The following is a 17,194-nucleotide window of genomic DNA, read 5'->3' as shown; positions in this document are numbered from 1 at the left end:
GGATTTAATATAAAAAAAGCTATCGCACAAATGTGAAATAGCCTTTTTGTTTAATCAATCTTTAGTAATTTACTTACTTATATACTTCAATCGCTAAGTTATTTAAGTAATTTTATAATAAACTATATTAAATACTTATGATCATTTATTTTAAATAAATTGATTTACTATCTGATTTACAGCGTTTTGATTACATTAATCTTTATACATAGCAAATTACAAGAGCTTATTTAATATATGAAGTTCTATTTCTAAAAATCTGCATTAAAGGATTTCTAAATTAATTAAAATAAAAAAACTGTTCCATGTTATATGGAACAGCTTCAACTATTAATTAATTTGTATGAAAAAATTAATCTCTTACTACTTGTTTGCAAAGCTATTTAAGTAATTCTACAATAAACAATATTAAATATTTAAGATCACTTATTTTTTAAAATCAACTTTAAACTCTGATTATCATTAATTTAATTACATTTTAATCTACAAAAAAAGCTGCTCCATATTTATATGAAACAGCCTAAACAATTTAATCAATTTTATATGAAAAAATCAATCTTTATACTACTTGATTGCAAATTTATTTAAGTAATTCTACAATAAACAACATTAAGTATTTAAGATCACTTATTTTTTAAAACCAAATTTAAACTCTGATTATCAGTGATTTAATTATATTTTAATCTACAAAAAAAGCTGCTCTACAATTATGCAAAACAGCTTTAGTAATTAATAACTTCTATGAAAATTTTTGATACTTATTGTTACTTTTATAACTCGGTGCTAAGATACTTAAGTACTATTTAAAGTAAAGAATATTAAACACTTAAGATCGAATATTTTAAAAAAAAGTTTCTTATACCTGATTATTACTAGCTTTCTAAAAAGTAAAAAAAAAATTCGCATTAGGGATTGTAGTGAAAATCCTTTTTACGAAGCGATTTAGCGAAGGAAAAAGATTGTAGCAAAAGCCCGACCTAAAGGAATGCCCAAAATAATTTATTAGTAGTTATACAACACAATAAAAAAAGGCTATTTCACAGTTTTGCAAAATAGCCTTCTTATTTAATCAATCATAATATTTAATGTGCGTTAGTATAACGCTTTACATTCGTTAAATTTATAAGTTTCTGAATTGGTTTTGTATTCTTATATAAACTCCAATTCATTAACAGAACACTGAAAAGAATAACAATCAATCCATAAATTTGTAACTCAGTTACAACATCATCTGTAAAGAAATAACTTAATGCAACTGCTACTATTGGATTAACATACGCATAAGTTGAAACTTCTAATGCTGGACGAACTTGTAATAACCATACATAAGATCCGAAAGCTAATATAGATCCAAATGTAATTAAATAAGCCATTGATAACCAATCTTGAGTTGCTACATTAGAAAAATTAAATCTTGCATATTCACCATTACAAATAGCAACAAGGTTAAATAACACACCAGCAGTTATCATTTGCCAAGCTGTTTTTACCATAATATGCAAATCTTCTTTAGACTTTACTATTTCTTTCTTTTGTTTATCTGCTGCATATTTTGAATAAAGAGATCCCAATGTCCAAGCAATAGAACAAAAAACCAAAACAATTAATCCAATCATATTAAGGAATTGCTGATCTGGATCTATATGTGCGGTTGATGTTTGTTCATAAAACAACATTAACACACCTAAGAAACCAAATACTAAACCTAAAATTGTTGGCAAACTAGAAAAATTTTGCTTCCATTTTGGCTTATCTAAAACCACAAACCAAATCGCCGCAGATGCAGCCATAATAGCTACAATACCACTTGGCAAAAATTGTTCTGACCAGATAATACCAGCCATATCAATAAAAAGTAGCATAAACCCTGTAAACATACATTGTTTAATTACTTGTTTATTCCATAGTTTATACCCTTTCATTTTACAAAATCCCATTAAAATGGTACTTGCTGCAATAAAACGGAACGATCCTAAAATAAATGGACTAAATCCATGTAAAGCTTTGTCTATAAAAAAGTATGTAGACCCCCAAACAACATAAACTACGAAATATGCAAATATTACTGACCATTTATTTGGTTGATTTCCTTTCATTCTAATTCTTTGTTTTTTATTCTATCGTTGGTATAACGATATTTTGTTCTTCTTTAATTGTTTGTAATACAATTGTTGTTCTTGTAGAAGTTATTCCACTAATTTTACTTAGAGATTGTCTCATTAATTCTACCAACCCTTGGTTATCTGTTGTTCTAACTTTTATTAAATAACCGTCTTCTCCAGCAATATCATGAACTTCTAAAACTTCTGGAATTTCAGCAAGTAATTTCCCTACAGTTTCATCACCAATAATATCAGTTGTTTTAATGAAAATAAAGGATAACAATTTTTGACCAATTGCTATAGGATTTATCTTAGCATGATAAGCTAAAATAACTTGCTTATTTTCAAGTTTTTTTACTCGTTCTAATATTCCTGATGGTGCCATTCCTAATTCTCTTGCGATATCTGCATTATTAATACGTGCATTTTCTTGCATTAATCGCATGATTTTCAAATCAGTAGCATCTAAATTAAATTCTATCTTATCCATTTCGAGTGCAAAATTATAAATATTTGAATAATATTCAAAATATTTATCAAATAATGTATGTTATTCTGACAATCTTTTTCCATGCGTAATTAAATTCGAATTAAAAACTTAAAAACTAATCATTATTCACCAAAAAAAAAATAAGGCTTTCCAAAATGGAAAGCCTTATTACTTACAATATAAAAAACTAATCAAAAATTACATTTTGATTTTAATCGTTGTTCAACATTGAGTTTTCTTTTGTGTCTTTCATAAAGAAATAAACAACTAAAGAAAAAGCGATACATCCTGTTATATACCAGTAATAGTATGTTTCTAAACCTTGTTGCTTTAAGAATAAAGCAATGTATTCTGCAGATCCACCAAAAATACTCACTGTTAATGCATAAGGTAATCCTACACCTAATGCGCGAATATTTGCTGGAAACATTTCTGCTTTTACAACTGCATTAATAGATGTGTAACCAGAAACGATGATTAATGCAACCATTAAATAAGCAAAGGCAGACCACATAGATGTCGCATGACTTAAACCTGTAAGTAATGGAACTGTAAATAATGTACCTAAAATACCAAAACCTAATAATAATGGTCGACGTCCAATTTTATCTGATAATAAACCGAAAGCTGGTTGTAAAGCCGCAAAAATAAATAATGATAAAAATGAAATTAAAGTCGATTCTTCTTTTGTTAGATTTACCGTATTCACTAAGAATTTTTGCATGTAAGTTGTATACGTATAGAAAGCTAATGTTCCTCCCATAGTAAGCCCAACAACTGTTAAAATAGATTTTGGATATTTTAATAATTGTCTCATACTACCATTCTTTTCTTTTTTCTCTGCAGAAACTGAATCGTTATTTTTCTCAAACGCTTCTGTTTCATGAAGATTTTTTCTTAAATACAATGCTATTACAGATAATATTGCACCAATAACAAATGGTATTCTCCATCCCCAAGAAAGTAATTGATCTTCTGTTAAAAGTAATTTTTGTAAGATTAATAAAATTCCTAATGCAATTAATTGCCCTCCAATTAATGTAACATATTGGAAAGAAGAATAAAAACCGCGTCTGTCTGCTGTCGCCATCTCTGATAAGTAAGTAGCAGAAACACCATATTCTCCTCCTACACTTAATCCTTGTAATAAACGCGCTATTAATAAAAGTGCTGGCGCTAAAACTCCTATTGTTTCGTAACTTGGTGTTAATGCAATTAATAAAGATCCGAAAGACATTAATAATACAGATAATGTCATGGCTCTTTTTCTACCAATTTTATCTGCTATTGTTCCAAATAACCAACCTCCTACTGGACGCATTAAGAAACCAACGGCAAAAATTCCTGCTGTATTTAATAACTGTGCTGTTTGATCTCCTGCTGGGAAAAATGATGATGAAAAGTAAATAGCAAATGCTGCGTATGCATACCAATCATACCATTCTACAAGGTTACCTATAGATCCACCCACAATCGCTTTTACACGATCTTTTACAGTTAAGTCTGTTGTTATATTTTCTTGAGTATTCATGTGTGTAATATTATCTTTTTATGATTTATTTATTTTTAAAATGCGATTTGTAATGTTATTAAGTGTTCTCCTCTTATTGTAAAAACTTCTTTTGTATCTTGTGTATATAAAGGTCTAGATGAATATTGATAAGCAACTTTTGCATTCTGAGCTAGAATAAATAAATTAGCGCCAATATCAAAATAGTTTCCTATTTCATTTAATGCTTCTAAATCTTTTAAAGCATAAGCAAAAAATGGTTGAAGTTTTACTCTGTCACTAAATTTTGGTAAAACAAAACCAGCTTGTGAATACCATATATTTCCTGTTCCTAAAAGAAATCTTGCATTACCAAATCCTTCTAAAGCTTTAGTCCCCGTAAAATTTGGATCTGCTGTTCCTGGATTTAATAATCCTGTTGTTCTTAAATAATTTGGTCCAAAATTATAACGATAGAATACCGAGTAAAGACTTATTGACATTTCTCTCGCTTTTCTTCCAATTGGCATATCTAAAAAAGCATCTGCTCCAAAAATAAATTCGTTATGTGATTTAAAAACACCCTCCGTTGGTTGAGACAAAGTGGCATCGTTGTTAGAGTAAAAACCTGCACCGATATTAAATACTTTTTTAGAACCTAGATATGTTCCTGCAAAAAATGATGTAGCTGTATTTTCTTTATCAAAAAATTGATACATACCATAAGCTGCATAAGATAATTTACCCGATTGATTATTATCTACTATTTGACCTACTTCTGGATTTCTATTTGTAGCAAATGGTTTATTAACAGCTATTCGGTAATTAAATTTATCGTACTCACCATGAACAAAAACACCAAATTGTCTCGAAAATTGATCGGAAACTTCGATGTTCGGAAAGTTAAAAACTGGTAAATCTGCTGTCAACAATTTTGTTGTACTTGCATTTGTCATTCTACTAACTCCTGCCCAACCATGTAAACCAGCACCTATATATAAATGATGTTTATTTTCTTTTTTTTTAATTTCATCTTTTCTTGGAATAATTGCTAACTCATTATAAGCATCCATAAAAAATATTTGAGGCTTTTTTCCTTGACCATTAGCGCCAGTTCCTGCTCCTCCTCCACTTATAAAAGACTGATTATTGATACCTAATTGCATAACAATAGAATAGTAATTAGATAATTGTGCTGAAATGGAAATTCTCATTCGACGTAAACTTGCATCGTATGTTGAAGTTTGTGGAATACCATTTACTAATGTTCCAGGGTTATTATCAATACTTCTTAACCAGATTTGACTCGATAAACCGAATTTTATGTTTTTATCTCCAGATTCATCAAGATTTAACTTTATCTCTCCTAAAGATGTTTTAAACTTTGGTCCTTGTTTAGGTTCTTCTATTTTTTCTTCGATTACATTAATGGAATCTTGAGCAAATAAGAAGCCTGAAAAAGCGAATGTAGTTAATAAGATTTTTAGTTTCATTTATTCTAATGTGTTATTTAATTTATTTGTGTATTTAATACACCACTAAGTAACAAATGAAGTTTGAAGAAAATTTGAAGTTTTATTGAAGAAAGTTTGAAATTTTATTTCAACAGATTTTTACTTTAAATTAATTGTGAATTGATGTACTTCTGAATTGTATTTATAATTGATTTGATAATTATAAATATCTAAAATCTTTTTCACCAAAGCCAATCCAAGACCAATTGATTCTGGATTATACTTACTTTTATTAAATCGTTGAAAAATAGTTTTATTTGTAAATTCTTGTTGACGTCCTGTATTTTTAATGATAAATTTTGATTCGGTTAATTCAATTTCAATTTTACCATTCGGATAATTATGTCTATTTGCATTACTAATCAAGTTATTAAAAACAGTATGCGCTAATAATGTATTCATCTTAATATAGACATTCGGAATCAATTTCAACGTCAACTCTACACCATTCATTAACATCAAATCTTCATGTTCTGCAATAATTTCTTCAATTAGTTCAGATAAATTGAGTTGATCTTCAGATATTTCATGGTATTCTAAACTCATTAATAAAATTAATGAGCGATTAATTGCAGAAACTCTATTCAAGTCATCATACATACCACTTAAAGATTTTATTTGATCTTCGGATAATTCATCATTCAACATCAATTCTATTTTTGCCTTCATATTCGCCATTGGCGTTTGCAGCTCATGCGAAAGATTTTGAGAAAATTCTTTTAAGGCATTGTAATGCTCTATAGATTGTTGAGATGTTTTAACAAAGAGCTCGTTAAGTTGATTAAGCTCATTAATATTAGAATGAACAATTTGTAATTCTTGATTTTCTTTTAAATCAAAATGCTTCATTCTATCAATCAAATAATAGAAAGATGTATAAAGATTTCTAGATATTAATTCTCCGAAAAATATAATGGTAATAATTACGAACACAAAAATCCATGCGATAACCATTAAAATTCCAGTAAAATATTTATCATCTATAATCGTTAAACTAATTTTACTTTCTATCTGATAATGTACATGATCTATATAAGGATAAGTTACAACTGATACATGATTAACCATTGTTTGTAAATCATTATCCCATTCATAATTTCCTTGTTTAACGACTTCTTCTGTTAAATCGTACTTTGATTTATCTAGAATTTTAATCTTCACATTTTTATGTGCAGATTCTATTGTAGGTATTGATTCTTTAGAAAGTTTTTTTTCTATTACACTATTTAAGTGTTCTAGTTTTCCAATTGCAGATTGTGTTGTTGCTCTTTCTATAGCAAAATAAAAAACAAAGAAACCAAATGCCATTGAACAAAAAACGACAGCAATAAGATATTGTGTTATTTTTTTACTTAAACGCATTAGCTATCTGTCCATTTATAACCTAAACCATAAACAGTTTGTACATAATCAGTTCCTCCAGCTTCGGAAATTTTACGACGAAGATTTTTTAAATGTTGGTAAATAAAATCTACATTATCAAGATTATAGGTATAATCTCCCCATAAGTGAATTGCAATTGCTTGTCGAGATAAGACTCTATTTTTATTATTAATAAAATAGATTAACAAGTTAAGTTCTTTCTTTGTTAAACTAAGTACATTATCGTTCACTTTACACTCCATAGATTGCATATCTATCACAATCTCATTATAAATTAATAAGTCGCTATTTGTTTCTTTATTACTTCTTCTAGCAACAGCTTTTATACGCGAATGTAATTCTGGTAATGGAAATGGTTTTGTAATATAATCATCTGCACCACTGTCTAAACCAATAATTTTATAATCTAAAGAATTTTGTGCAGATATAATAATTACTTGTGTAGATGGATAAAGTTGTTTTATGTAATGTAATAATGTTAACCCCATTCCATCTGGCAAAGTCATATCAAGTAAAACACAGTCATACTCGAACATAGAAAGAATATCTTTTGCTTCAGCTATGCTTGACGCCCATTCGCAAACATAATTTTCTTGTTTTAAGAAATGAAGTATATTATCTGCTAATTCCTGATGGTCTTCGACCAATAAAAGTTTCATTTTGTTTTTCAGTTTGCGTTTAGCGATTTACACTAAACAATTATTAATTGTTTTAATAAAAGGCAATAAAATTCCTTTTATTTTCCAATTTGGTTTTAAAGGTAAACTTTTTCATAAAAATACTCAATAGAAATATTAAACAACTCTACTGTTTACTATTTTATAAACGACACAAAGTAATATGTAAAAGATTATATCATTCTAATATAAAAAAAGCTGCCCTAAAAATAGGACAGCTTTATTATCTTAAAAAATTTCGGTTAGAGAATTAGTTTCCTCCTTCTTCCATTTTCTTTTTTAATTCTGCTAAACTATCGATATCTCCTAAAGTAGAAGTTTCGATTGTGTTAGAGTTAGAATTATTGTTGTTAGATGATTTCTCAGCTTTAACTTCTTCCTCACGGAAAGTTGCTGTATGAGAAACTACTACACGACGGAATTCTTTGTTAAACTCGATTACTTTGAAAGTTGTTTCATCAGCTTTCTTGATACGAGATCCATCTTCTTTCTCTAATGTACGAGCTGGAGCGAAAGCTTCAACGTCAGCATCTTCGAATTGGATTGTAGCACCTTTATCAAATACGTCAACAGCAACACCTGTATGAGTTGTACCTACAGCATATTTATCTTCGTATTTATCCCAAGGATTTTCAGTTAATTGTTTGTGTCCTAAAGATAAACGACGAGCTTCAACGTCTAATTCTAAAACAACAACATCTAATACATCATCAACTGCACAGAATTCTGATGGGTGTTTGATTTTCTTAGTCCAAGATAAGTCAGAGATGTAAATTAATCCATCTACTCCTTCTTCTAATTCTACGAATACACCGAAGTTAGTGAAGTTACGAACTTTACCTTTGTGAGTAGAACCTACTGGGTATTTAGTTGTAATATCTGTCCAAGGATCTGGAGTTAATTGTTTGATACCTAAAGACATTTTTCTTTCTTCTCTATCTAAAGTTAAAACAACTGCTTCAACTTCATCACCTACTTTTACGAAATCTTGAGCAGAACGTAAGTGAGTAGACCATGACATTTCAGAAACGTGGATTAAACCTTCTACACCTGGAGCAACCTCAACGAATGCACCGTAGTCAGCTAAAACAACAACTTTTCCTTTAACTTTATCACCAACTTTAATATCAGCATCTAAAGCATCCCATGGATGAGCTTCTAATTGTTTAATACCTAATTGGATACGAGATTTATCTTCGTCGAAATCTAAGATTACAACGTTGATTTTTTGTCCATCTTCTAAGATTTCAGATGGGTGGTTGATACGAGACCAAGATAAGTCAGTAATGTGGATTAATCCATCAACACCTCCTAAGTCTACGAATACACCGTAAGAAGTAATGTTTTTAACTTCTCCTTCTAATACTTGTCCTTTCTCTAATTGAGCAACGATTTCTTTTTTCTGAACTTCAATATCAGCCTCGATTAACGCTTTGTGAGAAACTACTACGTTTTTAAATTCTGGGTTGATTTTAACAACTTTGAACTCCATAGTTTTTCCTACGAATTGTTCGTAATCACGGATTGGCTTAACATCAATTTGAGAACCTGGTAAGAAAGCCTCGATTCCAAATACGTCAACAATCATACCTCCTTTAGTACGAGCTTTGATGTAACCATTAACGATTTCTTGAGAATCATGTGCTTTATTAACAGCATCCCAAGCGTTTAATGTACGAGCTTTTTTATGAGATAAGATTAATTGTCCGTTTTTATCTTCACGTTGATCAACCATTACTTCAACGATATCCCCAACTTTTAAATCTGAGTTGTAACGGAATTCGTTTAATGAAATAACACCTTCTGATTTGAAGTTGATATCAACGATAGCTTCTTTATCTGTAATACGTACAACTTGTCCTTTGAAAACTTCATTTTCATGTAAGTCTTCTAAAGTTGTGTCGTACATTTGCTCTAATTCAGCTTTTTCTTTACGATCTTCTTCGTTTAATCCTGATTCGAAAGATTCCCAATCAAATGATTCTGGTGCTACGTTTGCGTTAGCAGACGCATCTACTGCAGGAGTGTTAACTACAACTTCTTGTACCTCCTCTTGTTTTTTTTCTTCAGACATAATCTAAAAATTTGTATCTCAATCTTGTTTATTTAGAAATCATAAAATGTAAATAAATGATCGAGAGATGTTTAACTTAATAGTTTACCGCTTGATTTCCGTACCATTTTAGCGACTGCAAATATATGAAAATATTTTTTATCATTTAACAGATTTTTTACTTTAACTAAAAGAAATTAAACAATTTATTATAAAAATACTCTGTAATTTATTTCTAACTTCGGTGTATTAATTAATAGTAGATGTAATGGATAATTTAAAAAAGCTAAAACGATTCTCTAAAATTGTCAGAATTCTTTCCAAATATGGATTTGAAGAAATTATATCTCGTGGAAACAATTTTATTCATCAAGATCAGGATAATGAGCTATTTAATTCAAATTTTAATCAACGATTTAGATTAGCATTAGAAGAATTAGGTCCTACATATATTAAATTTGGTCAACTATTAAGTAATCGAAAAGATTTAGTTCCAGAACCTCTTATCGAAGAATTAAAAAAACTACAAGACGATGTTCCTGCTGAAGAAATAGATATTTACGAAAAAATTAGAGATCAATTTGGAATAGAACCAGACGAGCATTTTTCTTTTATAGAAAAACAACCTTTTGCTGCAGCAAGTATTTCACAGGTTTATCGTGCAACTTTATTAAATGGAGAACATGTTATTTTTAAAGTAAAAAGATCTAACATTCAACAAATCATCGAATCTGATTTAGCTTTAATTAGAGACATTGTTCGTTTTTTAGAAAATAAATATGAAAACCTTCAAAAACTATTTATTTCTGAAATAGAGAAATCGTTCGAAAATGCAATATTAAAAGAGCTCTCATTAAACAATGAATTACAGAATATAGAACGATTTAGAAGTAATTTTAAGAACAGTAAAGATGTCTATGTTCCAAAAACATACAGCGAATATTCTAACAATAATTTCCTTTGCATGGAATTTATTGATGGCTATAAAGTAAATGATGTTGAACAATTAGAAGCATTAGGTCTTGATCCAAAGAATATTGTAAAAAAGGGATTTGACATTTATTTGAAACAAATCCTAGATGATGGCTTTTTTCATGCGGATCCTCATCCAGGAAATATTTTTATTTTAAAAGATGGTAAAATTGTTTTTATTGATTTCGGTTCTATGGGAACTTTAACCATTAACGAGAAACAAGATTTAGAAAATGTTGTGATTGATTTTGGTTTAAAAAATCCTAAAAGAATTGTTCGTTCATTAAAAAAAATGGCTTTAAAACATTATATAGAAAATGAAAAGCAATTAGAACGCGACATTGCTGATGTCTTTGATTATCTTGAATACAACACAATAGACACTATCGAGGTACAAATAATTATTAGAAAATTTAATAAAATACTTCATAAAAATCATATTCTTTTACCAGAATATGTTTACTTATTACTGAGAGGTATTGCTTTAATAGAAGGAATAGGACAACAATTGGATGCAGATTTAAATATACAACGATCGATGCAACCTTATGCTGTGAAATTAGCTAGACAAAAGCTTTACCCGAAGTATGTAGGAAAAAAAATGTTGAATAATTTTAAAGATATTCAAGATATATTGAATGATTTACCCGAAGATACTTTAAAATTAATTGAAAAAATAAATAACGATCAACTCGCTTTAAATTTTAAAGTTGACGAAATTGAAAGCATTAAAAAGCTCACAAAAGATAGCATTAATAAACTTGTTTTAGCCATTCTTACATTAACATTTGGTATTGGTGCAAGTATGTTAGCCAATACATCTGTACGTCCATTTTTACTAGACATGCCATTACTAGCTTGGATAGGTTATTTAATGTCTATTTTAACAGCAGGAAGTATTATCCTACTAATTATTAAGAAAAAATAATAAGGTTTTCTATTTCTAGAAAACCTTATTATAAATTTAAAATTATTTATACTTTTTTGTTTAATGTGCAATGTGACATTCAACTATTAAATATAGTTTTATTTTTACTTTCATTTTTTTCTTGATAAAAAAACGAAACAAAAAAATCAAGGTCGTAAATCTTTGACTAAAAATTATCAACGCTACGGAAATGATTTAAAAATTCACATTCGTTCATTAAATCATCTATATCCTACGCTTTTTCAATTTTATTAACGTCAAACCTTTAAAGACCATTTTTTTTTAATCCGTTTAAAAAAGAAAATTAGCTAAATATTTAAAAATCTAAACAAGCTCTTATTTGAATCTTTTATTATAACTAATTTATTGATTAAATTCTATGATTGTACTACTAAAACTTCCTCCGTAATTATTTGTACCATCACATTTTAAATCATTCCAATTTCTATTCGCATTTGTTCCTAGACCAATTATGTGAACACACCCTTCTTCACCATTAGAATTATTTGGCTCTCCTCCATTAAAATTACTTTCTGTACTTGGCGAGTTCGTCCACACATATTTTGATTTTTCTCCAGTTACCCAAGCAAAATCTGTTGGATTTCCTTTAAAATCTACCTTATTATAACCTATCCATATATTCTCTCTTAAATTATATCCTGTAGTTTCTGCAATTATATTTGTCTTAATCCAATTCCATTCAGCATTAGAAAGTATGGTAACTATATAACCTTTTTTCTGTTTACCTAAATTAAATGATGTTTGCCATCCAACATTACTATGTGTAAATGCGCAATACCAGTGCCCATTACCTCCTTCTGCAACTGTCCATTGTTTACAACCTCTTCCTGTCATAGCAAACCCATCAACAGTAGTATTTGAAGAGTTACGTGTTCCATCAGCTGTATAACCCAAATAATCTTTAATTACACCATTTGTTGTTACATTACCAATAACTTTCGTCACAAATGGTTGCCAACTTCCATCTTTCCAAAAATAATATCCTGGAGAAAGAACTGTATCTGCATTACCATTTAATGATCTGGTATTATAGATTAATAATCCATTAACAGGATTCGGAATAGTAGCCCTATCTGTTCTGCTTACTAAAGAAGCTTGAGGTCCAAGAAACCCTTTATCAGTTGAAACAACATCAATAAGCGTTGAAGCATGTGGGGTTTCTGTACCGATTCCTATTTGTGAATATACATTTATAGAAAAGAATATAAATGTAATAAAAGTTAATTTGTATATATTTTTCATGAGTTTATTGATTAAATTCTATAATAACATTAGTAGCACCTGTAGAACATGATCTTGTGTACCATTGTCTATTTGCATTTACAGCAGCAGCAGCAATGTATGAACATCTTGAATAATTTTCTGTAGCTGGCTCTGGATTAGCAGTACCATTAAGTGCTATAGGTGCAAATTGTGATTGTGTATTAGATGAATTTGCCCAATTACTATCCCAAGTTTCTCCTGTTATCCACATATATTCTTTAACTCTATTTCCTGGTGTAGCAACAGATGTGTAGCCTATATACATGTCATCTAACAAGTTTGAACCTCCACGAGATAAACCATCATATATCACATTATTCTTGACGAAATCCCATTCCGCATTTGATGTAATTGTAACAATATATCCACCAGCAGCTCTAGCAGCATTATAAACATATTCAAAACTAGCAGCTCTACTATTTGAGCGCGTATACGCACAGTAACTATGTCCATTACCTCCATCAGCTATATCCCATTTAACACATCTCGATTTAGAAAATGTTCCTGCATCAGCAGTAAAATTAGAAGGAGATGAAGTTGCACTACCTTGTGGAGAATAACCTAAAACATATTCATCTATATTTTGAATTATTGTACTTCTAGTATTTTCTCCTCCTGCTTTTTCCCAATGAGGTGAAGGTGAACTTTTCCAATAATAATAACCTATTTGTAAATCATCTGTAACATTATTATTATAAACCAATAAACCATCTTTTGGTAATTCTCGAATTGGAGAATAGTCATCTACAGAAACAAGATTAATAATTGGCATTCCAATTCCTTTATTATTTGCATCTAACTGTAAATCAGCAGAACTTATTTGATTAGCTTGTTCTACATTTATATATAATTGAGCAGTAGAAAAATTAACTGTAATTAATAAGATTATAATATTTAAATATTTCATTTTTTTAATAATTAAATTCAACCAATAAGTAATTAAAACTAGTCCCATTATCAGAAGTTATACTTGTACAAGCATTTCTATACCATTGTCTATTTGCATTTGCAGTAGAATTGCTAATATTTACACAATTCTTAGAAGCGGTATTTGTTTGGGCAGCATAATCATCTTGTAATGTAGAAGAGTTAGACCAATTAATCATAGATTGCTCTCCTGTAATCCAAATAAACTCTGCAGGATTTCCGGGGTTTGCAATGATATTATAACCTATCCAAATATTATTCTTTGAGTTATCAGTCGAATTTATTGAGTTCGCTTTTATATAATTCCATTCTTCAGTACTCGTAATTACAGGCAAATAACCTTTAAGATATTTTGCCATTTTAAATGCTGTTTCCCAATCTACCCCTTTACTCAAGCTATACCCGCAATAATTATGAGGAATAGCACCTGAATAAGGTTGTGTAAAAGCTTTGCAACTACCATTTTTTGTAGCAACTACTCCATTTAAAGTGAATGACGAAGGTGCTGTTGATGACTTACCAGATGGATTATAACCCAATTTTGATGCAAAAATCCCAGTAGATGTATCTTGATGGATTTCATTATTTGAGTTATTTAGTGGCTCCCATTTATTTTTACTCCAAAAGTAATAACCAGAACTTAACCCATTTACAGAAGTTGTATTATAAATTAATAAACCTTCTTTCGCATTGGGAATTGTAGAAACATCTGCTGTAGATAATAACGCAACTCTAGTTGATAATATACCTTTCTTAGAGCCTGACATATCCAAAGCTGCAGTATTGTGTGGAATAGTATTAATACCAACTTGGGCATTAACAAATAAGGTGATTAAAAAAGGTAGTAAATTTAATTTCATTTTCATTGGTATGTTGTTTTTATATTTTTATATAAAAAAATCAATAAAATATCATTCACACTATAATTAAAAAATAGCATGTTAACTCACTTTTTGAGTGATAGATTATATATTTATTGAAATTGGTTTTAGGTATTCTAGAAAGTGAAAAATAAATTCATAGGTTTTATAAAAGTTTCTTTGGTTGGTTAAACCACAATCATCTGTTTGATTATGAAGGCGCTAATTTATTATTTATATAACAAATTTTAACGAATTGTTTAGTTAAATAAATGTTAATTTATTTATAACTAATAAAAATATTAAATCAGTATAAATAATACTCCGCTTAAAATTATATTCTATGTTTATTAAAATTGGTTTAAAACTGTATAGATAGGAGAATTATTAAAACAAAAAAAGGGTCGGAAAAAATCCGACCCTTTTTATTAAGATATAATATTATTTAATTATTTCTTTTTTGCTGGTTTTACAACTTTAGTTTCTGTTACAACAGCCGTTCTTGGTAATACCTCAACACGTCTATTTCTTTGGTAACATTCTTCTGTTGCTTCAGTACATAATAACTGAGATTTACCTAATCCACGAGCAGTTAAACGAGCTTTATCAACTCCACCTCTTTCAACTAAAACGTTAACTAATGCTTGAGCACGTTTTAATGATAATGTTTTGTTGTAAGCATCTTTACCTCTTTGATCAGCATGACCATCGATGTAGAAAGATTTCTCTTTTAAATCGTTAGAGTTTAAGATTTGAGCTGCTACACGTACATCTTCGTAAGAAGAAGGAACGATTTTATCTGAATTGTATTCAAATAAGATAGAAGATAATCTCTTAGCTACGTGAACTTCAGTCCATGGACAACCATTGTTTTCTTTTGGACCTGGAACTGTAGGACATTGATCTTCGCTATCTTGGATACCATCACCATCTGTATCAGGACAACCTTGGAATTCTGGTAAACCTGGAACTGTAGGACAAGCATCATCTTTATCTAAGATTCCGTCATTATCTGTATCTGGCCAAGGACATCCGTTGTTTTCAACTGGTCCTGCAACGTCTGGACAAGCATCATCTTTATCTGGAACACCATCACCATCTGTATCAGGACAACCTTGGAATTCTGGTAAACCTGGAACGTCTGGACAAGCATCGTCTTTATCAAAGATTCCGTCACCGTCTGTATCAGGACATCCGTTTGTAGCTGGATCACCTGTAGCGATACCTGGAGTATCTGGACAAGCATCTTCATCATCAGGAATACCATCATTATCTCTATCAGTTCTTCCGAAACGGAAAGTAACTCCTACAGAATGTTGGAAGAAATCAAAATAGTTGTTTCCTCCATAAGCAGGTAACCAGTTATAATCAGAAGCAATGTTTAAACCGAAGTTTTTAGTAAACCAAAAGTTAACCCCAGCTCCTAAAGAAGCCACAAAGTGGTTTTTCTCTAAGTTTTCAGTTTCAGTTAATTGGTAAGTTTCATTTCCATCTCCGTTACCGTAGTAAGCAGTTAATGGGAATGCTAATCCTGTGTAATCGTATCTATGGTAACCTGCACCAACACGAATGTAAGGATCAAACCAAGAATTTTCGTCTAAAATGTAACCATTAGCTAATTTATAACGTAAACCTAAACCTGCATTAATAAATAATTCGTCTTTAACTCTTAATCTGTTGTTATCAACTTCTCCAACAGAAGCAGTTAAATCAACATCAAAAGATCTGTTTAAGTTACGAATTACAGATAATTTAGATAAAGGAGGAACGATGTCCCAGTTATCAGTTTTAAAAAACTGGTTGAAAGGTCCAGTAATTGAATTGTGGTCTACTGCGTGAGCACCAACTGTAATTGCCCAAGGATTCTTAGAATTCTGAGCATCTACAAAAGAATTACCCGCTAGGAATAATACTACTGCAGACAATAATAGATTAAACTTTTTCATTATCAAATATTTAGCGTTTTAAATATATTTAATTTAATACAATAATAAGACAAATTTAAGAATTCTTTATCATTCTATCCAAATCTCTTTTTAAATCTTTTCCTTTTATTGTGTTTCTTTTATCAAAAAGTTTCTTTCCTTTTGCTAAATAGATCTTCAATTTAGCTAATCCATTATTGTTAATATATAATGTTGTAGCTACAATTGTTAAACCTGTTTCTTTTGTTTTACGCTCTAACTTGCGTAACTCAGCTTTTTGTAACAAAAGTTTTCTGTCTCTTCTTGTTTTATGATTAAAATGTGTCCCCCAGTCATATTCATCTATAAACATATTAACGATATAGAGTTCTCCATTTTTCATTTGGCAAAAACTTTCTGTAATAGAAGCTTTCCCCATTCGTATTGACTTTATTTCAGTTCCGAACAATTGGATACCAGCATCATAAGAATCTAATAATTCATATTCAAATCTAGCTCGCTTATTCTTTATAGTTACTTCTTTTTGCACTTTATTTTATTCCAATTTATATTTGTACCTTTGCTGAAAGTCTTAAAAAAACAAACATCAT

The 17,194-nt window shown here is 29.6% G+C and carries 13 protein-coding genes; 1 reads left to right on the top strand and 12 read right to left on the bottom strand.

Features of this window, described 5'->3' with window-relative positions; translation table 11 throughout:
• Positions 1–1,082: 1,082 nt before the first annotated feature.
• From BUA86_RS02790 to rpsA, 7 genes are all read right to left on the bottom strand, one after another.
• Positions 1,083–2,096 (bottom strand): EamA family transporter, encoded by a 1,014-nt coding sequence (locus BUA86_RS02790; protein WP_072929635.1) that lies wholly within the window; start codon positions 2,094–2,096, stop codon positions 1,083–1,085.
• Positions 2,097–2,112: 16 nt separating this feature from the next.
• Positions 2,113–2,583, bottom strand: coding sequence for an Lrp/AsnC family transcriptional regulator (locus BUA86_RS02785; protein WP_221405185.1), 471 nt, complete (start codon positions 2,581–2,583; stop codon positions 2,113–2,115).
• Between the two features lie 220 nt (positions 2,584–2,803).
• Positions 2,804–4,123 carry an MFS transporter gene (locus tag BUA86_RS02780; protein WP_072929631.1) on the bottom strand — a complete coding sequence of 440 codons (1,320 nt, stop codon included), beginning with the start codon at positions 4,121–4,123 and terminating at the stop codon, positions 2,804–2,806.
• Positions 4,124–4,158: 35 nt separating this feature from the next.
• Positions 4,159–5,574, bottom strand: coding sequence for a porin (locus BUA86_RS02775; RefSeq protein ID WP_229731850.1), 1,416 nt, complete (start codon positions 5,572–5,574; stop codon positions 4,159–4,161).
• 120 nt (positions 5,575–5,694) lie between these two features.
• Positions 5,695–6,957: a sensor histidine kinase gene (locus tag BUA86_RS02770; RefSeq protein ID WP_072929629.1), complete on the bottom strand. Its 1,263-nt coding sequence runs from the start codon at positions 6,955–6,957 to the stop codon at positions 5,695–5,697.
• Positions 6,957–7,637 carry a response regulator transcription factor gene (locus BUA86_RS02765; RefSeq protein ID WP_072929627.1) on the bottom strand — a complete coding sequence of 227 codons (681 nt, stop codon included), beginning with the start codon at positions 7,635–7,637 and terminating at the stop codon, positions 6,957–6,959. Before BUA86_RS02765 ends, BUA86_RS02770 begins: the two co-directional genes overlap by 1 nt.
• Before the next feature lie 268 nt (positions 7,638–7,905).
• Positions 7,906–9,729, bottom strand: coding sequence for a 30S ribosomal protein S1 (rpsA, locus tag BUA86_RS02760; protein ID WP_072929625.1), 1,824 nt, complete (start codon positions 9,727–9,729; stop codon positions 7,906–7,908).
• Positions 9,730–9,976: 247 nt separating this feature from the next.
• Here rpsA and BUA86_RS02755 point away from each other — a divergent pair, with 247 nt between their 5' ends.
• The gene (locus BUA86_RS02755) at positions 9,977–11,608 is read left to right on the top strand and encodes an ABC1 kinase family protein (protein WP_072929623.1); all 1,632 of its coding nucleotides are present in this window, start codon (positions 9,977–9,979) and stop codon (positions 11,606–11,608) included.
• 363 nt (positions 11,609–11,971) lie between these two features.
• Here the strand turns inward: BUA86_RS02755 and BUA86_RS02750 are convergent, their stop codons facing one another.
• From BUA86_RS02750 to smpB, 5 genes are all read right to left on the bottom strand, one after another.
• Complete coding sequence (locus tag BUA86_RS02750) at positions 11,972–12,871, bottom strand: C-type lectin domain-containing protein (RefSeq protein ID WP_072929621.1); 900 nt, start codon at positions 12,869–12,871, stop codon at positions 11,972–11,974.
• A gap of 4 nt (positions 12,872–12,875) precedes the next feature.
• Positions 12,876–13,799 (bottom strand): C-type lectin-like domain-containing protein, encoded by a 924-nt coding sequence (locus BUA86_RS02745; RefSeq protein ID WP_143147221.1) that lies wholly within the window; start codon positions 13,797–13,799, stop codon positions 12,876–12,878.
• A gap of 4 nt (positions 13,800–13,803) precedes the next feature.
• Entirely contained in the window at positions 13,804–14,685 is an 882-nt protein-coding gene (locus BUA86_RS02740; RefSeq protein ID WP_083580278.1) for a C-type lectin domain-containing protein, read from the bottom strand.
• 443 nt (positions 14,686–15,128) lie between these two features.
• On the bottom strand, positions 15,129–16,625 hold the full coding sequence (locus BUA86_RS02735) for an OmpA family protein (protein WP_072929615.1): 1,497 nt from the start codon (positions 16,623–16,625) through the stop codon (positions 15,129–15,131).
• Positions 16,626–16,680: 55 nt separating this feature from the next.
• Positions 16,681–17,133 (bottom strand): SsrA-binding protein SmpB, encoded by a 453-nt coding sequence (smpB, locus tag BUA86_RS02730; RefSeq protein WP_072929613.1) that lies wholly within the window; start codon positions 17,131–17,133, stop codon positions 16,681–16,683.
• Positions 17,134–17,194 lie beyond the last annotated feature (61 nt).

This window comes from Chishuiella changwenlii (assembly GCF_900142565.1).
Lineage (GTDB): Bacteria > Bacteroidota > Bacteroidia > Flavobacteriales > Weeksellaceae > Empedobacter > Empedobacter changwenlii.
The sequence above is the reverse complement of the archived record's forward strand: the minus strand, read 5'-3'. Positions and strand labels throughout refer to the sequence as shown.